Raw genomic sequence first — 17,760 nt, forward strand, 5'->3', positions numbered from 1 at the left:
TCTGAGGAAGACGGAGGGAGAAAGGAGAGGGTGGGGCAGGCACGGACGCCGCCCCGGGCATCAGCCCTGGGCGGCGCGGAGGTGACGGGACAGAGACTCCAAGGCCCCCGTCGCCGCACCGAGCGCGGCGAGCTCCCCCTCCGTCAACGCCTGCAGCGCGGACACGAGATGGTGGCTCATGAGCTGCTCGACCCGGGCGAGGCGCTCCCGGGCCGTGTCCGTCAGGCAGAGGTGGGCGACCCGCTTGTCGGTCGCGTCCTGGCGCCGCTCCAGCTCGCCCTGCTGAGTCAGCTGCGAGACCAGCGCGCTGACGTTGTTCGGCTTCATCATCAGGGCCTCGGCGGCCTCACGGACCGTGACGCCCTCATGTGCCTGCACATGCCACAGCAGGGCCAGTTGGGCCTCGGGCGGCTTGGGGTGCAGGAAGTCCCGGCTGATACGGCGGTCCATGGCCCGGTGCAGCGCGGGAAGGCACAGCAGGAGATCGGCGGCTACGCGGTCGATCTGCTGGGCGGCGGCGCTGGACGGGGGCACGGAGCGATTATGAGTATGACCAGATACCTATGTCAAGGTACCTATCTCCTCGCAGGGCGTTGTCAGTGCCTCCGTCTAGGGTTCTCGCCATGGACAAAGCACTGGTGAGCGCGGCTCTTTCCGGCTCCAAGGAGGCACGTGACGCCCTGATCGAGCAGGGCGCCTCGGTGGTCGCCGCGGTGCTGGAGGTGCTCTGCGACGCGAGCTCGCCGGTCGACTGGACCGTGCCGGCGGACGTGCTGTGCAAGATCGGCGAGCCCGCTCTGCTCCCGCTGGCCGAGGCGGTCGCGTCGGCGGCGTCGCCCGAGGCGGCGCGGCGGGCCGGATGGGCACTGGGACGCCTGAAGGTGGCGGATCAGGCGGCCTACGTGCCGCTCCTGCGGCACCCGCACGCGGCGGTCCGCAGCAACGCCCTCTACGCCTTCCAGTCCCGGGGCGAGGCCGCGGCCGGATTCGTCGACCGGCTCGTTCCCGCACTGGGCGATCCGGAGTCCGAGGTCCGGCAGCGGGCGGTCTGGGCGTTCAAGGGGATCGGCACCGGCGCCGTCCCCGCGCTGCGACGCCTGCGGCAGGAGCCCTCGACCGCACCGCGGATACGCTCCGGCGCGCTGGAGGCACTGGCGGAGATCGGCGGGCCGGGCGCGCTGAGCGGCCGGGATCTGGCCGTGTGGCGCCGGCTGACCAGGATCAAGCTGCTGAGCGAGACACCCGAGGACGTGCATCTGTGCGGTTACTGGTACGCGGTCCGGAGTGACGACCAGGCAGCGGTGCTGGAGGCGTTCGGGCTGGGCGACCCGGAGCCGGTGACCCTGCGGACGGGCACCTCGGCGTGGAACAGCGACACCCACAGCTGGGACGGGAAGAACCCGCACCAGCGCTGCGCCCGCGTCTACGTCAGTCCGGTGCTGGACGGCTGGACGCTCGTGTTCGGCGACTCGTCCGAGGACAGCCATCTGATCGAGGAGGCGGACGACCAGGAGGAGGCCCTGCCGGTGGTCGTGCGGCGGCGGTGCGCCGAGCTGAGCCGCCGGTTCGGTGCCGCGCACTGGTTCGGGATGAGCTGCGGGGACGACTGGACGGCCTGGTGCCTGGCCGAGGGCGGTGAAGTGGTGCGCCACTACGACGCGTTCGACGCCGCGGAGAAGGGCTACGAGGGCCCCGGGCATCCGGCCGAGGCCGGTTACCTCCTGCCGCACGAGGACGGCTTCCCCGAAGGAGCCTTCGCCGGTGTGAGCCCTACGGACCACGAGGCGTTCGCCGCCCGCTACCAGCAGGTGAAGGAGGAACTCGCGATACCCGACACCTGCTGTGCCACGCACGTCGCCGCCCGCGTCTCCGTCGACCCCGGAGCGCTCGGGACGCAGGGGGCGCTCGGGACGAGAACCCGGGTGACCGGCACCGGGGTCCTCGCCCTCACCGCGTGCGGCCGCCGGCACGGCCACCCCGCCGGAGCGCTCACGGTCTGACCGGCTCTAGCCGATCACGAAGAGCAGATCGCCGCCCTCCACCTGCTGGATGCGGTTGATGGCGAGCCGGGACACCTTCCCCGCCTTGGGTGCGGTGATCGCGGCCTCCATCTTCATCGCCTCGATCGTGGCGACCGTCCCGCCGGCCGCGACCTCGTCGCCCTCGGCGACCGCGAGGGTCACGACCCCGGCGAACGGGGCGGCGACATGGCCGGGGTTGGAGCGGTCGGCCTTCTCGGTGACCGGCACATCGGAGGCGGCGGCGACATCGCGGACCTGAATGGGCCTCAGCTGGCCGTTCAGCGTGGACATCACGGTGCGCATACCGCGCTCGTCGGCCTCACCGACGGCCTCCAGACCCAGCAGGAGCCGGACGCCGGGTTCGAGGTCGACGGCGTACTCCTTGCCCGGGCGCAGCCCGTAGAAGAAGTCCTTGCTGTCCAGGACGCTGGTGTCGCCGAAGGACTGGCGGTGTGTCTCGAAGTCGCGGGTCGGGCCGGGGAAGAGGAGCCGGTTGAGGGTGGCGCGGCGGTCCTTCTCCAGGCCGTCGCGGTCCTCGGCCGTCAGCTCGGGGGCGGGCTTGGCGGCGGCGCGGCCCTCGAGTGCCTTGCTGCGGAAGGGCTCCGGCCAGCCGCCGGGCGGGGTGCCCAGCTCGCCGCGGAGGAAGCCGATGACGGAGTCGGGGATGTCGAACCTGTCGGGCGTCGCCTCGAAGTCCTGCGGGGAGACCCCGGCGCCGACAAGGTGCAGGGCGAGGTCGCCGACCACCTTCGAGGACGGGGTGACCTTCACCAGGTGGCCGAGGATCCGGTCGGCGGCGGCGTACATCTCCTCGATGTCCTCGAACCGGTCGCCGAGGCCGAGGGCGACGGCCTGGGTGCGCAGGTTGGAGAGCTGGCCGCCGGGGATCTCGTGGTCGTAGACGCGCCCGGTCGGGGAGGCGAGACCGGCTTCGAAGGGGGCGTAGATGCGGCGGACGCTCTCCCAGTACGGCTCCAGGTCGCCGACGGCCCTGAGGTCGAGGCCGGTCGGGCGGGCGGAGTGGTCGGTGGCGGCGACGATCGCCGAGAGCGAGGGCTGCGAGGTGGTGCCCGCCATGGAGGCCACGGCCCCGTCCACGGCGTCGGCGCCGGCCTGGATCGCGGCCAGGTAGGTGGCGAGCTGACCGCCCGCCGTGTCGTGGGTGTGGATATGGACCGGGAGGTCGAACTCCCGGCGCAGGGCGGAGACGAGGGTCGCCGCGGCGGGCGCGCGGAGCAGTCCGGCCATGTCCTTGACGGCCAGGACGTGGGCGCCCGCCTCGACGATCTGCTCGGCGAGCCGCAGGTAGTAGTCGAGGGTGTAGAGCCGCTCGTCCGGGTTCGACAGGTCGGAGGTGTAGCAGAGGGCGACCTCGGCGATCGCGGTGCCCGTCTCGCGTACGGCCTCGATCGCGGGGCGCATCTGGCCGACGTCGTTGAGGGCGTCGAAGATGCGGAAGATGTCGATGCCGGTGGCGGCGGCCTCCTGGACGAAGGCGTCGGTCACCTCGGTCGGGTAGGGGGTGTAGCCGACGGTGTTGCGGCCGCGCAGCAGCATCTGGAGGCAGATGTTGGGGACGGCCTCGCGCAGGGCGGCGAGCCGCTCCCACGGGTCCTCGGCGAGGAAGCGCAGGGCGACGTCGTAGGTCGCGCCGCCCCAGCACTCCAGGGAGAGCAGCTCGGGCAGGGTGCGGGCGACGACCGGGGCGACGGCGAGGAGGTCCTTGGTGCGGACACGGGTGGCGAGCAGCGACTGGTGGGCGTCGCGGAAGGTGGTGTCGGTGACGCCGATGGTCGGTGACTCGCGCAGTCGGCGGGCGAAGCCCTCGGGGCCGAGCTCGGTGAGCTGCTGCTTCGAACCGGCGGGCGGTACCTCGACGGTGTGCGGCGGGAGCTTGGTCGTGGGGTCGATCAGCTCGGGGCGCTCGCCGTGCGGCTTGTTGACCGTGATGTCGGCGAGGTAGGTGAGCAGCTTGGTGCCGCGGTCGGCGGAGGTGCGGGAGGTCAGCAGGTGGGGCCGCTGCTCGATGAAGGAGGTGGTGACACGGCCCGCCTGGAAGTCCGGGTCGTCCAGCACCGCTTGCAGGAAGGGGATGTTGGTGGCGACACCGCGGATGCGGAACTCGGCGACGGCACGCCGGGCCCGCCTGACCGCGGTGCCGAAGTCCCGGCCCCGGCAGGTGAGCTTCACCAGCATCGAGTCGAAGTGCGCGCTGATCTCCGTACCGGCGTGGGTGGTTCCGCCGTCGAGGCGGATGCCGGAGCCGCCGGGTGAGCGGTAGGCGCTGATGCGGCCGGTGTCGGGGCGGAAGCCGTTGGCGGGGTCCTCGGTGGTGATACGGCACTGGAGGGCGGCGCCGTGCAGGGTCACCGTCTCCTGGGACAGCCCGAGGTCGGCGAGGGTCTCGCCGGCCGCGATGCGGAGCTGGGACTGGACGAGGTCGACGTCGGTGACCTCCTCGGTGACCGTGTGCTCGACCTGGATGCGCGGGTTCATCTCGATGAAGACGTGGTTGCCGTCGGGGTCGAGGAGGAATTCCACCGTGCCGGCGTTGCGGTAGCCGATCTCGCGGGCGAACCGCACGGCGTCGGCGCAGATCCGGTCGCGCAGCTCCGGGTCGAGGTTGGGCGCGGGGGCCAGCTCGATGACCTTCTGGTGGCGGCGCTGCAAGGAACAGTCGCGCTCGAAGAGGTGGATGACATCGCCCTGGCCATCGGCGAGGATCTGCACCTCGATGTGGCGCGGGTCGACGACGGCCTTCTCCAGGAAGACGGTCGGGTCGCCGAAGGCCGATGCAGCCTCACGTGCAGCCGCCTCGATCGACTCCCGCAGCTGGGCCGGGTCCTCGACACGCCGCATACCGCGCCCGCCACCACCGGCGACGGCCTTCACGAACACCGGGAAGCCGATGTCCCCGGCGGCCCGCACCAGCTCGTCCACGTCGCTGGACGGCTCGGACGAGCCCAGCACCGGCACCCCGGCGGCCCGCGCGGCGGCCACGGCACGGGCCTTGTTGCCGGTCAGCTCCAGGATCTCCGCGCTCGGCCCGACGAAGGTGATGCCGGCTTCCTCGCAGGCGCGCGCCAGCTCGGGGTTCTCGGAGAGGAACCCGTAGCCCGGGTAGACGGCGTCGGCGCCCGCCTGGCGGGCCGCGCGGACGATCTCCTCGACGGAGAGATAGGCCCGCACCGGGTGGCCCGGTTCGCCGATCTCGTAGGCCTCGTCGGCCTTGAGCCGGTGCAGTGAGTTGCGGTCCTCGTGCGGGAAGACGGCGACCGTCCTCGCGCCCAGCTCATAGCCGGCTCGGAACGCGCGAATCGCGATCTCACCTCGGTTGGCGACCAGTACCTTGCGGAGCATTCCCGATCCCTTCGGCCTGCCGGTGACGGACACCATGCTCTCGGCAATGTTCCTGTGACGCCATGAGAGGCGGGTCACGCCGAGACCGGCGTTTCGGGATGATCCGCGGTGGTACGGCGGTTGCACCCAGGACAGCGATCGCCGCCGCACGAAGGAGCGAGCATGACCGTCCAGGACGTCGACCAGGGCATCGACCGGGTGAGCTTCGTGCGGGAGTGGGAGGAGTGGCACCGGCAGAAGGAGGAGGTGCTCTCCGGCCCGCACGGGTTCCTGGCGATCACCGGCCTCCACTGGCTGGGCGCGGAGCCGGAGCGTTTCGAGGACGCCCCGGGAGCGTGGTCGAGCACCGCCGAAGGGGTGGTGGTCGAGCTGGCCGAGGGCGAGGAGCTGACCGTCGACGGCGAGCCGGTGCGCGGCCGCCACGACTTCGGGGTCATCGCGGAACGGGACAGCGTGTACGTGGGCTGGGCCGACGCGGTGATAGAGGTCGCCAAGCGCGGCGGCAACGACATCGTCCGCCCGCGCCACCCCGGCAACCCGCTCCGTACGTCCTTCACCCGCACCCCGGCCTACGACCCCGATCCGCGCTGGGTGGTCTCCGGCCGCTTCCTGCCCTTCGACGAGCCGCGCCCGGTGACGGTCGGGGCGGCGGTCGAGGGCCTTGAGCATGTGTACGACTCCCCCGGCCGGGTCGAGTTCGAGCTGGCCGGCGTGCGCCACCGGCTCACGGCGTTCAACGGCCGTGGCCCCGGCGGGCTGATGGTGCTGTTCACGGACAAGACCTCGGGTGTGACGACGTACGCGGCGAACCGTTCGCTGCAGATCGCCGCGCCCGACGCCGAGGGCCGGGTCACGCTCGACTTCAACCGCGCCGGGAACCTGCCCTGCGCCTACACGGACCTGGCCACCTGCCCGCTGCCGCCGGCGGAGAACCGGCTGCCGGTCGCGGTCGAGGCGGGCGAGCGGATTCCGCTGGAGCGGGGCGGCGCGGCCTGACGTGCCCGAGGGGGCGGGACACACCCGGCGGGCGGGCATCGCTCGCCCGCCGACCGACCGGGCCGGCCTCGGACTGTCGGCTCGGCTCCCCTTGGTCGCACCCCCTATGCCCCCGTCAGGAACTCCCCCAGCCCCGCCAGCAGCCGGTCCACGTCCTCGGCGTCGTTGTAGGGCGCGAGCCCGACGCGGAGGCCGCCGGTGTCGCCGAGGCCCAGGTGGCGGGAGGCCTCGATGGCGTAGAAGGCGCCGGAGGGTGCCTGGACGCCGCGTTCGGCGAGGAAGCCGTAGGCGTCGGTCGTGGAGTGGTGCTCGAAGGTCAGCAGGAGGGTGGGGGTGCGGTCGGCCGCCCGGGAGTGGACGGTGATGCCGGGGAGTGCGGCCAGGCCCTTGTCGAGCCGGGTGCGCAGGGTGTGCTCGTGCGCTTCGAGGGCCGTGAAGGCGGCCGCCAGGCGTTCGCGCCGGGTGCCGGTGGCCGCGTGGTCGAGTCCGGCCATGAAGTCGACCGCCGCCCTGGTGCCGCCGAGGAACTCGTAGGGCAGGGTGCCCAGTTCGAAGCGCTCGGGGACGGCGTCGGACGAGGGGACCAGCTTGTCGGGACGGAGGGTCTCCAGCAACTCCGGCCGTGCGGCGAGGACTCCGTGGTGCGGGCCGAGGAACTTGTACGGGGAGCAGACGAAGAAGTCCGCGCCGAGCCGCTCCAGGTCGACCAGGGTGTGGGCGGTGTAGTGGACGCCGTCGATGTACGCGAGGGCCCCCGCCTCGTGGGCGAGGCGTGAGATCTCGGCGATCGCGGGGCGGCTGCCGATCAGGTTGGAGGCGGCGGTGACGGCGACCACCCGCGTGCGCCCGGAGAGTACGGCCCGTATGTCGTCGACCGTCAACTCCCCCGTGGCGGGGTCGAATTCGGCCCAGCGCACAGTCGCGCCGGCTCGTGCGGCGGCCTGCACCCAGGGCCGGATGTTGGCGTCGTGGTCGAGCCGGGTGACGACGACCTCGTCGCCGGGCGACCAGGTGGCGGCGAGGGTGCGGGAGAAGTCGTAGGTGAGCTGGGTGGCGCTGCGGCCGAAGACGATCCCCCTCGGGTCCGCGCCCAGCAGGTCCGCCATCGCCCGGCGGGCCTCGGTGACGAGGGTCTCCGCGTTGCGCTCCCCCAGCGTCACACTGCCCCGGTTCGACAGCGGGCGGGCCAGCGCCTCGGCGATGGCGTCGATCACGGGCTGCGGTGTCTGGGTGCCGCCGGGGCCGTCGAAGTGCGCCGTTTTGGCGGTGAGAGCGGGGAACTGGGAGCGGAGGGCGGCGATGTCGTACGTCACGGAGGGCTCCTGTGCGGGTTCCGGGCGGGCCAGAGCCATGAGTCAACCTCATCCTCCGGCCCCCGGCGAGATCACCCCCGTCGCTCGCCTGTGTCGCCGGCGGAGAGAGAGTGTGTCTTTTCGGCCATCATCCTGACGTGGACCTGCCCAAACCGGCCCATGGGTGGCACTCTGCGCGCAGAACGGTCACCCCCTCCGACCCCCACCGCAGAAGGAGACCGCGTGATAGGCAGACTTCGTGCCGCCCTGGTGGGCGCAGCCGCACTGCTGACCGCCGGAGTTCTCACCACCCCGGCCGGCGCCGCCCCCGGCCCGGGGACCGTGCCGCTCGCCGCGCAGGAGCGTGCCCAGGCCTTCTGGACCTCGGAGCGGATGCGCCAGGCGACCCCGCTCGACGTCCTCTCCGTCGACCGCTCCGAGGTCGCGGCGACCGAGCCCCGCAAGGGCAAGAGGACGCTCGTCGCGCCCACTGCGCCCGCCTCGCCCGTCGGGGTGCTGGCGTTTCCCCAGCGCGGTGGTGAGTGGACGGGCGGTGGCGCCGTCGTCAAGACCGCCGGGCGGGTGTTCTTCACCTACCAGGGCCGTACCGCCTCCTGCTCCGGCAACGCCGTGACCAGCGCCAACAAGAGCACCGTGCTCACCGCCGGGCACTGTGTGAAGCTGGAGGGCGCCTGGCACACCAACTGGGTGTTCGTGCCCGGCTATCACGACGGGCAGACGCCGTACGGCACCTGGACCGCGTCCAAGACCCTGTCCACCCCGCAGTGGACGGCGAGCGAGGACATCAACTACGACGTCGGCGCGGCCGTGGTGGCGCCGCTGAACGGGCAGTCGCTGACCGATGTCGTCGGAGGGCAGGGGCTGGCCTTCAACACCGGCTACAACAAGGCGATGTACGCCTTCGGCTTCCCCGCCGCCGATCCGTACGACGGCGAGAAGTTCATCTACTGCAGCGGCACCACCTACCGGGACTTCCTGCTCTCCAGCGACCACGGTCTGACCTGCGACATGACCGGCGGCTCCAGCGGGGGCCCCTGGTTCACCCAGTTCGACGAGGCCACCGGGACGGGCCTGCAGTCCTCGGTGAACAGTTTCAAGTACAACTTCCTGCCCACCGCGATGTACGGGCCGTACTTCGGCGCGGACGCGCAGAACCTGTACCAGGCGGCTCAGGCGTCCTGAGCCTGGGTGATTCCTGACGGCACGGGTGCCGCCCCGACCGCCACGGCCAGTGGGTCGCGGGGCGTGCGGCCGAGGAGGTCCGCGAGGTCGGGGCCCGTGCCGTCCAGGAAGCCGTGCCGGATGCCGGTCGCGATCGAGGCGAGCATGGGCGGCTGGAACGGGAGCAGTTCCGGCGTCCCGAGGAGCCTGCGCCGGTATTCGGCCAGGCCGATCGTGCGGTGCGGGACGCCGAGCCGGCCGGCCACGTCCGCCGCGGTGACCGGGGCGCCGACCAGGTCGTACGTGCGGCCCTCGTGCCGTGCCGGATCCGCCGCGACGACCGCCGCGGCCTCGGCGAGATCAGCGCGGGCGACGGCGGCCAGGGCACCGGCGCCGAACGCTGACTCCAGAGCGGGTCCGTCGTCGGACCAGGTGAGGAGGGATCCGAAGAGTTCGGCGTAGAGGCCGTTGCGCAGGATCGTCCACGGCACGCCCGAGGCGCGGACCAGCCGTTCGGTCGCGCGGTGTGCGAGGGCGAAACCGAGGTGGTCGCCGGCGCCGGTCAGGCTCGTGTAGAGGACATGGCGTACGCCGTCCCGCGCGGCGGCGTCCAGGGCGGCCGTGTGCCGGGCCACGACCTGGTCGTCCTCGGCGTATCCGGCGGAGACCAGGACGAGGGTCGACACCCCGGAGAGGTCGATGCCGGCGCGGTCGTCGAAGTCGAGGTGCCGCATTCCCTCGCCCGGCGTCCGGCTGCCGCCCGTCGCGAGCGCCCCTCGGGCGTGCAACTCCGTGAGCACCGCCGAACCTAGATGTCCGTTGGCTCCGCTCACCAGGATCGTGTCCGTCACAGTCTTCCCCCGCTCCGCCCGTGCCACGGCCCGCGCCGTGTCGTGGTTCTCTTCGGTAACCAGGGTTGATCCTGGTTCGCCCGACCACCGGCCACAAGGAGGCAGTTCCATGTCACCCACGCACACCGGAGTAACCACCACCGCACCCGCCGACCTCGATCCCTGCGGGCGCGAGGAACATCCGGACTGCGGGATCCGTGATGTGCTCGACCGCATCGGGGACAAGTGGTCGGTGCTGGTGATCGTCGAACTCGCGGGCGGGCCACGCCGGTTCAGGGAGCTGCAGCGCGCGATCGACGGCATCTCGCAGCGCATGCTGACGCTCACCGTGCGCCGGCTGGAACGTGACGGGCTGGTCCTGCGGACCGTGTACGCGACCGTCCCGGCGCAGGTCGACTACCGGCTGACGGAGACCGGGGCCGGACTGACCCATCTGGTGAAGGCGCTCGCCGACTGGTCGCTCGCGCATCGGGGCGTCATCGCCGACGCCCGTCACCGCTACGACGAGGAGCACCCCGACCACGACATCCGGTGACGGGTCCTGGCCCGCGAACTCCCGCTCTACAGCTGCTGGATGGTCCCGCCGAGCTCAGAACGGAACTCCTTCAGCAGAGCCTCCGGTGCGCTCACCACCCAGCGGGTCCCGACCAGGTACTTCCCGCCGTAGATGGAGGCGGAGTCCAGCCAGGTGAGCTTGAACCGCTCCTCGGGGAACGTGGTGATGAGGTAGTCGCCCTTCGCCGTCTCGCACACCCCTTCCCGCAACTCGTCGGCGTCCGTACGGATCTTCACCTTGCAGCCGGTGAGTCCGGCGATGACCTCGACCTTCGCGGGAGCCACGACGCCGGCCGAAGGGGCTGCCGTCACCTGTGAGTTGCTGCTCACCTTGCTCGTCTCGTCGGAGCCTCCGCCGCATCCCGTGGTCAAGGTGAGCAGGGCCAGACCGCCCGCCTGCAGCAGGCGGGCGGTGAGCGGACCAAGGGTGCGCTGGGACACGTACCTCTCCGTTTCGGGACGTCGGCCGGACGTACGCAGAGAGGTACGGGTGAGGTGCCGGGGTCGTTCAGTTCAGCCCGGCCGAGGTCAGCCACTCCTTCGCCACGTCGCTCGCGTCCTCCTTGTCGTTGACCAGCTTCTTCATCAGCTCCAGCAGGTCCTCGGTGGTGAGCTTGGCGGAGACCCCGTTGAGGGCCGCCTTCGCCGTGTCGTTCACCGCGTCCTTGTAGACCAGCGGCGTGACGTTCTGCGAGGAGAAGAGGTTCTTCGGGTCCTCAAGGACGACCAGCTTGTCCTCGACGATCGCGGGGTCGGTGGTGTAGATGTTCGCGGCCTGGACCTTGTCGTCCTTGAGCAGCTTCAGCAGGGTGCTCTGCGCGCCCGCGTCGAGCGGCTGGAACTTGCCGAACTCCACGCCGTAGACCTTCTTCAGGCCCACGCCGCCCTGGGTGCGGGTCTTGAACTCCGAACCGGCGCCGATCGTCCAGTCCTTCGCCACGGCCTTCAGGTCGGCGAGGGTCTTGAGCTTGTACTCGGCGGCCTTCTCGGCGGTGACCGTCACCGAGTCCTTGTCCTCGGCCTCGGCGGAGTCGAGGATCTCCACCGAGGACGGCAGCTTCGCCTTGAGCTCGGCGTTGATGTCCTCGGTGCTGGCGGCGGTGCTGTTCTCGTCGACCGCGACCGAGAGCAGGGCGCCGTTGTACTCGGGGAAGACGCCGATCCCGCCCTTGACGACCTGGTCGTAGTAGACCTCGCGGGCACCGATGTCGAACTTGCGGGTGACCTTCAGGCCCTTGGCCTCCAGGGCCTGGGAGTAGATCTCCGCGAGCAGCTGGTTCTCGGGGAAGTTGGCGGAGCCGACGACGATCGACTTGCTGTCGCTGTCGGCGCTGCCGCCGGCCAGCGGGTTGTCGTCGCTGTCGCCGTCGCCACCGCAGGCGGTGAGGGAGAGGGTGCCTATGAGCGCGAACGCGGCGGCTCTGCAGATGCCTCGCATGGGTGGTTCCTTTCTCAATGCATCAATAACGAGGGCCGGAATGGCCCGGAGACTTCAGGACTTGGGCGCCGCGACCCGCAGGCCCGGCGAGACGACGACGCGCCGCAGCGCGGTGAAGACGACCTGCACGACGAGCGCCAGGGCGACGACGACCGTGGAGCCGCCGATGACGAGCTCGTAGTCGTTGCGGGAGAGCCCGTCGACGATGAACCGGCCGAGGCCGCCGAGACCGGGGTAGGCGGCGACGGTCGCGGTGGCGACGACCTGGATCGCGGCGACCCGGAGGCCCAGAAGGATCAGCGGCAGCGCCATCGGCACCTCGACCCGGGCCAGCACCTGCCACTCGGTCATCCCGACCCCGCGGGCGGCGTCCCTGGTGGCGGGATCCACCCCCCGGACGCCCTCGAAGGTGTTGATGAGGATCGGCGGGACCGCGAGGGCCACCAGCGCGACCAGCACCGGCGTGGTGCTCAGGCCCGCGAGGGTGACGACCAGCACCACCAGACCGAAGGTCGGCACGGCCCGCGCGAGGTTGGCCACGCTGGCCACGGCGAACGCCCCGCGCCCGGTGTGCCCGACGAGCAGTCCGAAGGACAGCCCGATCAGGGCGGCGAACAGCAGCGAGAGCCCGCTGTAGGTGAGGTGTTCCAGGAGGCGGGCCGGGATGCCCTCGTCGCCGTGCCACTGCCGGCCGCTGGTCAGCCAGTGCCAGACGAGCTCGGTCTGGTTCAGGAAGTCGTTCATGCCTTGCTCCGGGACCAGGGGGTGAGCAGCCGCTGCGCCAGCACCAGCAGGGCGTCGGTGGCGAGCGCGAGCAGCATGATCAGCGCGATCGCGGTGACGATCGGGGTGGGGAAGTCGAGCTGGAGGCCCCGGATGATGTAGTAGCCGAGCCCGCCCTGCCCGATGAGCTGTCCTACGGCTACGAGGCTGATGGAGGACACGGCGGCCACCCGTACGCCCGCGATGACGACGGGCACGGCGATCGGCAGGTCGACCTGGACGACCCGGCGCACCGGGCCGAAGCCCATCGCGGTGGCCGCGAGCCGGACCGGTTCGGGGACCGAGGCCAGTCCGTCGACGACGTTGGGCACGAGGACCGACAGCGTGTAGAGGGTCAGCGGGATCATCACGGTCTGCTCGGTCAGCCCCGTGTACCGCACGAAGATCATGAACAGGGCCAACGACGGTATGGAGTACAGAATGTTGGTCACCGTCAGCACCGGCGGATACAGCCACCTCCACTGCCGGCACGCGATCCCGAGGGGCACCGCGATGATCAGCCCGAACAGCACGGGCAGCAGACCGATCCGGAGGTGGACGCCGGTGTAGTCGGCCAGTTCACCGGCGTGCTCGGCTATCCAGTCCCAACGGACCAGTGGCTCACCGTCGTTCATCGTCCACCCCGCCGCTCAGTTCATGGGCGTCCACGACTCCGACGACGGCGCCGTCCGCGTCCACGGCCACCGCGAGCCGGGCGGGCGACAGGAGCGCCGAGTCGAGGGCGGCGCGCGCCGAGTCGTCGACGAGGCTGAAGGTGTGGCCGAGCTCCTGGAGCGGGGCGTCGGCGAGGGTGCCGCCGTCGGGGAGTCCGGCGACCGCGGCCCAGCCGAGGGGCCGTCTGGCGTCGTCGACGACCAGGATCCAGGGCTCGTCCGTCGCGCGGGCCTGCGCCACCGCGGTGGTCGCGGCCAGCACCGGACCGTCGCGCAGCGGGACTTCGGCCGCCTTGACGAAGGACAGCCGGCGGATGCCCCGGTCCTGGCCGACGAACCCGGCGACGAACTCGTCGACGGGATGGGAGAGGAGCCGTTCGGGGGTGTCGAACTGGGCGAGCTTGCCGCCGGTGCGGAACACCGCGATCTTGTCGCCGAGTCTGATCGCCTCGTCGATGTCGTGCGTGACGAACACGATCGTCTTGTGCAGCTCCTTCTGGAGCCGGATGAACTCCGCCTGGAGTTCGCCCCGCACGATCGGGTCCACGGCGCTGAACGGCTCGTCCATCAGCAGCACCGGCGGATCGGCGCCCAGCGCCCTGGCCACGCCGACGCGCTGCTGCTGCCCGCCGGAGAGCTGGTTCGGATAGCGCCCGGCGAACTCGCCCGGCAGGCCCACGAGTTCGAGCAGTTCGGCGGCGCGTGCCCGGGCCTTCTTCTTGCTCCAGCCGAGCAGCAGCGGCACGGTCGCGATGTTGTCGAGGATCGTCCGGTGCGGGAAGAGCCCCGCGTGCTGGATGACGTACCCGATGCCACGGCGCAGCTCGGGTGCGTTGACCTCGCGGATGTCCCTGCCGCGCAGGCTGACCGTCCCGGAGGTCGGCTCCACCATGCGGTTGATCATGCGCAGGGTCGTGGTCTTGCCGCAGCCGGACGGGCCGACCAGGACCGTGATACCGCCCTCGGCCAGCTCCAGGGACAGCTCGTCCACAGCCGTGGTGCCGTTCGGATACTTCTTGCTCACTGCATCGAATCTGATCAAGACTGCCCCTTGCCCGCCTGCATATGGTCATGCAGAGTCGCCGGTGACTGAATAGCGCGTCAATGGCCTTTTGTGAATGGCGCGTTACATTCGCATAAAACCAGCATTTCCCCAGCTCAGAGGCGCGGAGAGGCTCCCCATGGAACCGGTCTGGTTCACCTTCCTGAACGGCTCGGAGATCGCACAGCTCCAGCTCACCGACACCGAGATACTCGACGCCGTCGAGGCCGGGCTACGGGCCCAGGGCCTCGGCGAGACGGTGATCGAACCGCGCGTCCACCTGACGCCGGACCCCGCGTTCAACGGGCATTTCAACGTCCTGCGCGGCTATGTGGCCCCGCTGTCGCTGGCCGGCGTCAAGGTCGTGGGCGACTACGTGGACAACTACCGCCAGGGCCTGCCGTCCGAGATGGCCCTGCTCAATCTCTTCGACCCGCGCACCGGCATGCCGGTGGCCGTCCTCGACGCCACCGCCCTCACCGAGATGCGCACCGGCGCCCTCACCGCCCTGGGCGCCCGCCATCTCGCCCGCCCGGACGCCAAGATCCTCGGCCACATCGGCGCCCGCGCCACCTCGTACTGGAACGTCCGTCTCCTAGACCGGCTCTTCGACCTCACCGAGATCCGTGTCCACTCCCGCCGCCCGGAGAGCCGCAAGGCCTTCGCCGAGCGTCTGGAGCGGGACCTCGGCAAGCCGGTGACCGTGACCGACGACTGGCGGTCCTGTGTCGAGGGCGCGGACATCGTGGTCGAGGCGTCCCGGCTGGAGCGCCCGGAACCGCTGCTGAGGACCGAGTGGATCACCCCCGGCGCCCTGGTCGTGCCCTACGGCACGAACAGCGCCGTCGAACTCGATCTCACGGACATCATGGACAAGATCGTGGTCGACGACTGGGGCCAGGCCCACGCCGGTCCGTTCGGCGCCCTGCGCGCCCACGTCGACTCCGGCAGGCTCAACGCATCCAATCTGCATGGCGAGTTGGGCGAGATCGTCGCGGGCCTCAAGCCCGGCCGTCAGAGCCCGGACGAGACCAACCTGTTCTGGCACCGCGGCCTGTCCCTCTCCGACATCGCGCTGGGCGCGGCGATGCTGGCGAAGGCCGAAGAACGTGGCCTGGGCCAGAAGTTGAGGTTCGCGTGATCTCCGTCGACGGGCGGACCCTGTCGTACGACGATGTCGTCGCCGTCGCCCACCGCTTCGAGCAAGTCACCTTGTCCGACGGTGTGCCGGACCGCCTGGAGCGCGACCGTGCCGTCGTCGAGGACATCGTCGACCGCCGGGTGCCGACGTACGGGCTGACGACCGGCCTCGGCACCCGGTCCTCGTATGCGCTGCCCCGCGAGGAGCTGGAGGAGTTCAGCGTCCGTACCGTGCGGGGGCGGGCCAACGCGGTCGGTGAGCCGCTGCCGGTGCCGGTGGTGCGTGCCGCGCTGCTGGCCCGGGTGAACGGCATCGCGGGCGGTGGCAGCGGGGTACGGCCGGAGACCGTGCGGCTGCTGGTGGACATGCTCAACGCACGGGTGCACCCGGTGATCCCCGAGGTCGGGTCGATCGGGGCCTCCGACCTGTGTCAGATGGCCCACGTCGGTCTGGTGGTCATCGGTGAGGGCAGCGCGGAGTTCGGCGGCGAGGTGCTCGGCGGTGCGGGCGCGCTGCGGCGGGCGGGGCTCGCGCCGGTCCGGCTCGGCCCCAAGGAGGGGATCGTGCTGTGCGGTGCGAGTCCGCTGGCGGCCGGGCAGGGTGCGCTCGCGCTGCACGAGGCGGGGGCGCTGCTCTTGCTGGCGCAGGCGGTCACGGCGCTGACGTACGAGGGCTTCCGGGCCAACACCAGTCCGCTCGACGCCCGTGTGCTGGGGTTGCGTCCCGCACCGGGGCAGGCGCGGGCGGCCGGTGAGCTGCTCGCGCTGCTGGCGGGCGGTGTGCTGCCGGGAAACGGCCGACGGGTGCAGGACCCCGTCAGTCTGCGCTGCTCGGCCCAGGTCCACGGGGCCGCGTACGCGGCGCTGGACTTCGCCTCGGGCGCGCTGGACCCGGAGCTGAACGGCTGCGGCGACAACCCGGTCGTGCTGGCCGACACCGGCGAGATCCTCTCCTCCGGCAACTTCCACACCCCGGCGCTCGCCCTCGCCCTCGACACCCTCGCGCTGGCCCTCACCCAGACCGCGGCCCTCTCCGCCGAGCGCATGCGACGGCTCCTGGACCCGGCCGTCAGCGGACTGCCGGCGAACCTCTCCCCGTACGGCCCGGAGCGCTCGGGCTTCGCGCCGCTGACGAAGACGGCGCAGGCGCTGGTCGCCGAGATCCGCCTTCTGTCCACCCCGGTGTCCACCGATCCCCGGCACGGCGCGGACGCCGTGGAGGACGACTCGACGAACGCGTCGCTCGGGGCGCTGCGGCTGACCAGGCTGCTCGACCGGCTGCGTCTGCTGCTCGCCGTGGAGGCCGTGGTCGCCGCGCAGGCCGTCGACCTGGCAAAGCCGCCGAGGCTGGGGACGGGGCCGGAGTTCCTGCACGACGCGATCCGCAAGCGCGTTCCGCGTTTGACGGACGACCGGCCGTGCGGGGTGGACGTGGAGGTGGTGGCTCGCGAGATCATGAGGGCCGAAGACGTCCGCAGCACGTTGCGCGCCCGGGTGGGGGAAGTGTCATGACCAATGTCGACGTGCACCAGCATCTGTGGACCCCGTCGCTGGTTGCGGCCTTGCGGTCGCGGCGCGAGCCGCCGTGTCTGGACGGCTGGACCCTGTACCTGGACGGTGAACCGCCGTACGGTCTGCCGCCCGCCGACCACGACATCGCCCGGCGCGCGGAACTCGCCGCCGCGGACGGGCTCGGCCGGGCGCTGATCTCCCTGTCCTCCCCGATCGGCGTGGAGTGGCTGCCGTCGGCCGAGGCCCGGCCGCTCCTCGACGCCTACCACGAGGGGGCGGCCGAGCTACCCGAGCCGTTCGGCGCGTGGGCGGCGGCCTGTGTGCGCGACATCGACGCCAAGGCGACGGGCCAGGTCCTCGACCAGGGCTTCGTCGGCCTGCAGCTGCCGGCCGACGCCCTTGTGGACGCGGCCGGTTACGCGCGCTGCGCCCCGCTGCTGGAGTTGCTTCAGGAGCGGGACCTGCCGCTGTTCATCCACCCGGGATGCGCGCCCGGCGGTTCCGGCGGGCCGGGCTGGTGGCCCGCGATGGTGCCGTACGTCCAGCAGATGCACGCCGCCTGGTTCGCGTTCCGCGCCTTCGGGCGGCCCCGCCACCCCCGGCTGCGGGTGTGCTTCGCGCTGCTGGCCGGGCTGGCCCCGCTGCACGGGGAGCGGTTCGCGGCCCGCGGGGACGGTTCGGCGGCTGTGGACCCGGACGTCTTCGTCGAGACGTCCTCGTACGGTCCACGCTCCGTCGAGGCCGTGGTGCGCGCCCTGGGGGTGGATGCCGTGGTCCAGGGCACGGACCGGCCGTACGCGGAGCCGCCGCAGCATCCCGGGTACGGGCTGGGCGGGGCGGCGGCGTATGCGTTCCGGGTGGCGAATCCGCGGCGGCTCCTCGGCGGAGGGGATCGCTGAGCTGTCAATGTTGTGCACTTTATTGACGGCAGTCAT

General features: G+C 71.5%; 16 protein-coding genes. 7 read left to right on the forward strand and 9 right to left on the reverse strand.

The annotated features are described in order from the left end of the window. Positions 1-60 precede the first annotated feature (60 nt). A complete protein-coding gene (locus tag PH203_RS28660; RefSeq protein ID WP_289923457.1) occupies positions 61-534 on the reverse strand; it encodes a MarR family winged helix-turn-helix transcriptional regulator in 474 nt (157 codons plus the stop codon). Between the two features lie 89 nt (positions 535-623). On the opposite strand from PH203_RS28660, the gene PH203_RS28665 reads away from it, so the two are divergent. After that, positions 624-2,000 (forward strand): HEAT repeat domain-containing protein, encoded by a 1,377-nt coding sequence (locus PH203_RS28665; RefSeq protein ID WP_289923458.1) that lies wholly within the window; start codon positions 624-626, stop codon positions 1,998-2,000. 6 nt (positions 2,001-2,006) lie between these two features. On the opposite strand, the gene PH203_RS28670 is transcribed toward PH203_RS28665, so the two are convergent. After that, positions 2,007-5,381 (reverse strand): pyruvate carboxylase, encoded by a 3,375-nt coding sequence (locus tag PH203_RS28670; protein ID WP_289923460.1) that lies wholly within the window; start codon positions 5,379-5,381, stop codon positions 2,007-2,009. A gap of 162 nt (positions 5,382-5,543) precedes the next feature. Here PH203_RS28670 and PH203_RS28675 point away from each other — a divergent pair, with 162 nt between their 5' ends. Then, positions 5,544-6,377: a DUF1684 domain-containing protein gene (locus tag PH203_RS28675; protein WP_289923462.1), complete on the forward strand. Its 834-nt coding sequence runs from the start codon at positions 5,544-5,546 to the stop codon at positions 6,375-6,377. A gap of 104 nt (positions 6,378-6,481) precedes the next feature. On the opposite strand, the gene PH203_RS28680 is transcribed toward PH203_RS28675, so the two are convergent. Continuing rightward, positions 6,482-7,690, reverse strand: coding sequence for a cysteine desulfurase-like protein (locus PH203_RS28680; RefSeq protein ID WP_289923669.1), 1,209 nt, complete (start codon positions 7,688-7,690; stop codon positions 6,482-6,484). 222 nt (positions 7,691-7,912) lie between these two features. On the opposite strand from PH203_RS28680, the gene PH203_RS28685 reads away from it, so the two are divergent. Then, positions 7,913-8,872, forward strand: a complete 960-nt coding sequence (locus PH203_RS28685; RefSeq protein WP_289923463.1) for a peptidase — start codon at positions 7,913-7,915, stop codon at positions 8,870-8,872. Here PH203_RS28685 and PH203_RS28690 read toward each other — a convergent pair. Beyond that, the gene (locus PH203_RS28690) at positions 8,860-9,702 is read right to left on the reverse strand and encodes an NAD(P)H-binding protein (protein WP_289923465.1); all 843 of its coding nucleotides are present in this window, start codon (positions 9,700-9,702) and stop codon (positions 8,860-8,862) included. The two genes, PH203_RS28685 and PH203_RS28690, sit on opposite strands and share 13 nt — an antisense overlap. 109 nt (positions 9,703-9,811) lie before the next feature. On the opposite strand from PH203_RS28690, the gene PH203_RS28695 reads away from it, so the two are divergent. Next, positions 9,812-10,237 carry a helix-turn-helix domain-containing protein gene (locus PH203_RS28695; RefSeq protein ID WP_289923467.1) on the forward strand — a complete coding sequence of 142 codons (426 nt, stop codon included), beginning with the start codon at positions 9,812-9,814 and terminating at the stop codon, positions 10,235-10,237. Between the two features lie 26 nt (positions 10,238-10,263). Here the strand turns inward: PH203_RS28695 and PH203_RS28700 are convergent, their stop codons facing one another. From PH203_RS28700 to PH203_RS28720, 5 genes are all read right to left on the reverse strand, one after another. Continuing rightward, complete coding sequence (locus PH203_RS28700; RefSeq protein WP_289923469.1) at positions 10,264-10,698, reverse strand: hypothetical protein; 435 nt, start codon at positions 10,696-10,698, stop codon at positions 10,264-10,266. Between the two features lie 67 nt (positions 10,699-10,765). Further along, the gene (locus tag PH203_RS28705) at positions 10,766-11,695 is read right to left on the reverse strand and encodes an ABC transporter substrate-binding protein (RefSeq protein WP_289923471.1); all 930 of its coding nucleotides are present in this window, start codon (positions 11,693-11,695) and stop codon (positions 10,766-10,768) included. A gap of 54 nt (positions 11,696-11,749) precedes the next feature. Beyond that, positions 11,750-12,439 (reverse strand): ABC transporter permease, encoded by a 690-nt coding sequence (locus tag PH203_RS28710; protein ID WP_289923473.1) that lies wholly within the window; start codon positions 12,437-12,439, stop codon positions 11,750-11,752. Further along, positions 12,436-13,092 (reverse strand): ABC transporter permease subunit, encoded by a 657-nt coding sequence (locus PH203_RS28715; protein ID WP_289923474.1) that lies wholly within the window; start codon positions 13,090-13,092, stop codon positions 12,436-12,438. Before PH203_RS28715 ends, PH203_RS28710 begins: the two co-directional genes overlap by 4 nt. Next, positions 13,079-14,173 carry an ATP-binding cassette domain-containing protein gene (locus PH203_RS28720; protein ID WP_289923476.1) on the reverse strand — a complete coding sequence of 365 codons (1,095 nt, stop codon included), beginning with the start codon at positions 14,171-14,173 and terminating at the stop codon, positions 13,079-13,081. Before PH203_RS28720 ends, PH203_RS28715 begins: the two co-directional genes overlap by 14 nt. A gap of 139 nt (positions 14,174-14,312) precedes the next feature. Between PH203_RS28720 and PH203_RS28725 the strand changes: the two genes are divergently transcribed. From PH203_RS28725 to PH203_RS28735, 3 genes are read left to right on the forward strand one after another with little or no spacing between them, the layout of a single operon-like run. Further along, a complete protein-coding gene (locus PH203_RS28725) occupies positions 14,313-15,314 on the forward strand; it encodes an ornithine cyclodeaminase family protein (RefSeq protein WP_289923478.1) in 1,002 nt (333 codons plus the stop codon). Continuing rightward, positions 15,311-16,825 carry an aromatic amino acid lyase gene (locus PH203_RS28730; protein ID WP_289923479.1) on the forward strand — a complete coding sequence of 505 codons (1,515 nt, stop codon included), beginning with the start codon at positions 15,311-15,313 and terminating at the stop codon, positions 16,823-16,825. Before PH203_RS28725 ends, PH203_RS28730 begins: the two co-directional genes overlap by 4 nt. Further along, positions 16,822-17,724, forward strand: coding sequence for an amidohydrolase family protein (locus PH203_RS28735; RefSeq protein ID WP_289923480.1), 903 nt, complete (start codon positions 16,822-16,824; stop codon positions 17,722-17,724). Before PH203_RS28730 ends, PH203_RS28735 begins: the two co-directional genes overlap by 4 nt. Positions 17,725-17,760: the final 36 nt, after the last annotated feature.

The organism is Streptomyces sp. S.PB5 (assembly GCF_030403745.1).
In the GTDB taxonomy this organism is placed as follows: domain Bacteria; phylum Actinomycetota; class Actinomycetes; order Streptomycetales; family Streptomycetaceae; genus Streptomyces.

Coding starts and splice junctions, on each gene's coding strand:
- PH203_RS28665 (WP_289923458.1), top strand. CDS start 624: ATGGACAAAGCACTGGTGAGCGCGGCTCTTTCCGGCTCCAAGGAGGCA.
- PH203_RS28670 (WP_289923460.1), bottom strand. CDS start 5,381: ATGCTCCGCAAGGTACTGGTCGCCAACCGAGGTGAGATCGCGATTCGC.
- PH203_RS28675 (WP_289923462.1), top strand. CDS start 5,544: ATGACCGTCCAGGACGTCGACCAGGGCATCGACCGGGTGAGCTTCGTG.
- PH203_RS28695 (WP_289923467.1), top strand. CDS start 9,812: ATGTCACCCACGCACACCGGAGTAACCACCACCGCACCCGCCGACCTC.
- PH203_RS28705 (WP_289923471.1), bottom strand. CDS start 11,695: ATGCGAGGCATCTGCAGAGCCGCCGCGTTCGCGCTCATAGGCACCCTC.
- PH203_RS28710 (WP_289923473.1), bottom strand. CDS start 12,439: ATGAACGACTTCCTGAACCAGACCGAGCTCGTCTGGCACTGGCTGACC.
- PH203_RS28715 (WP_289923474.1), bottom strand. CDS start 13,092: ATGAACGACGGTGAGCCACTGGTCCGTTGGGACTGGATAGCCGAGCAC.
- PH203_RS28725 (WP_289923478.1), top strand. CDS start 14,313: ATGGAACCGGTCTGGTTCACCTTCCTGAACGGCTCGGAGATCGCACAG.
- PH203_RS28735 (WP_289923480.1), top strand. CDS start 16,822: ATGACCAATGTCGACGTGCACCAGCATCTGTGGACCCCGTCGCTGGTT.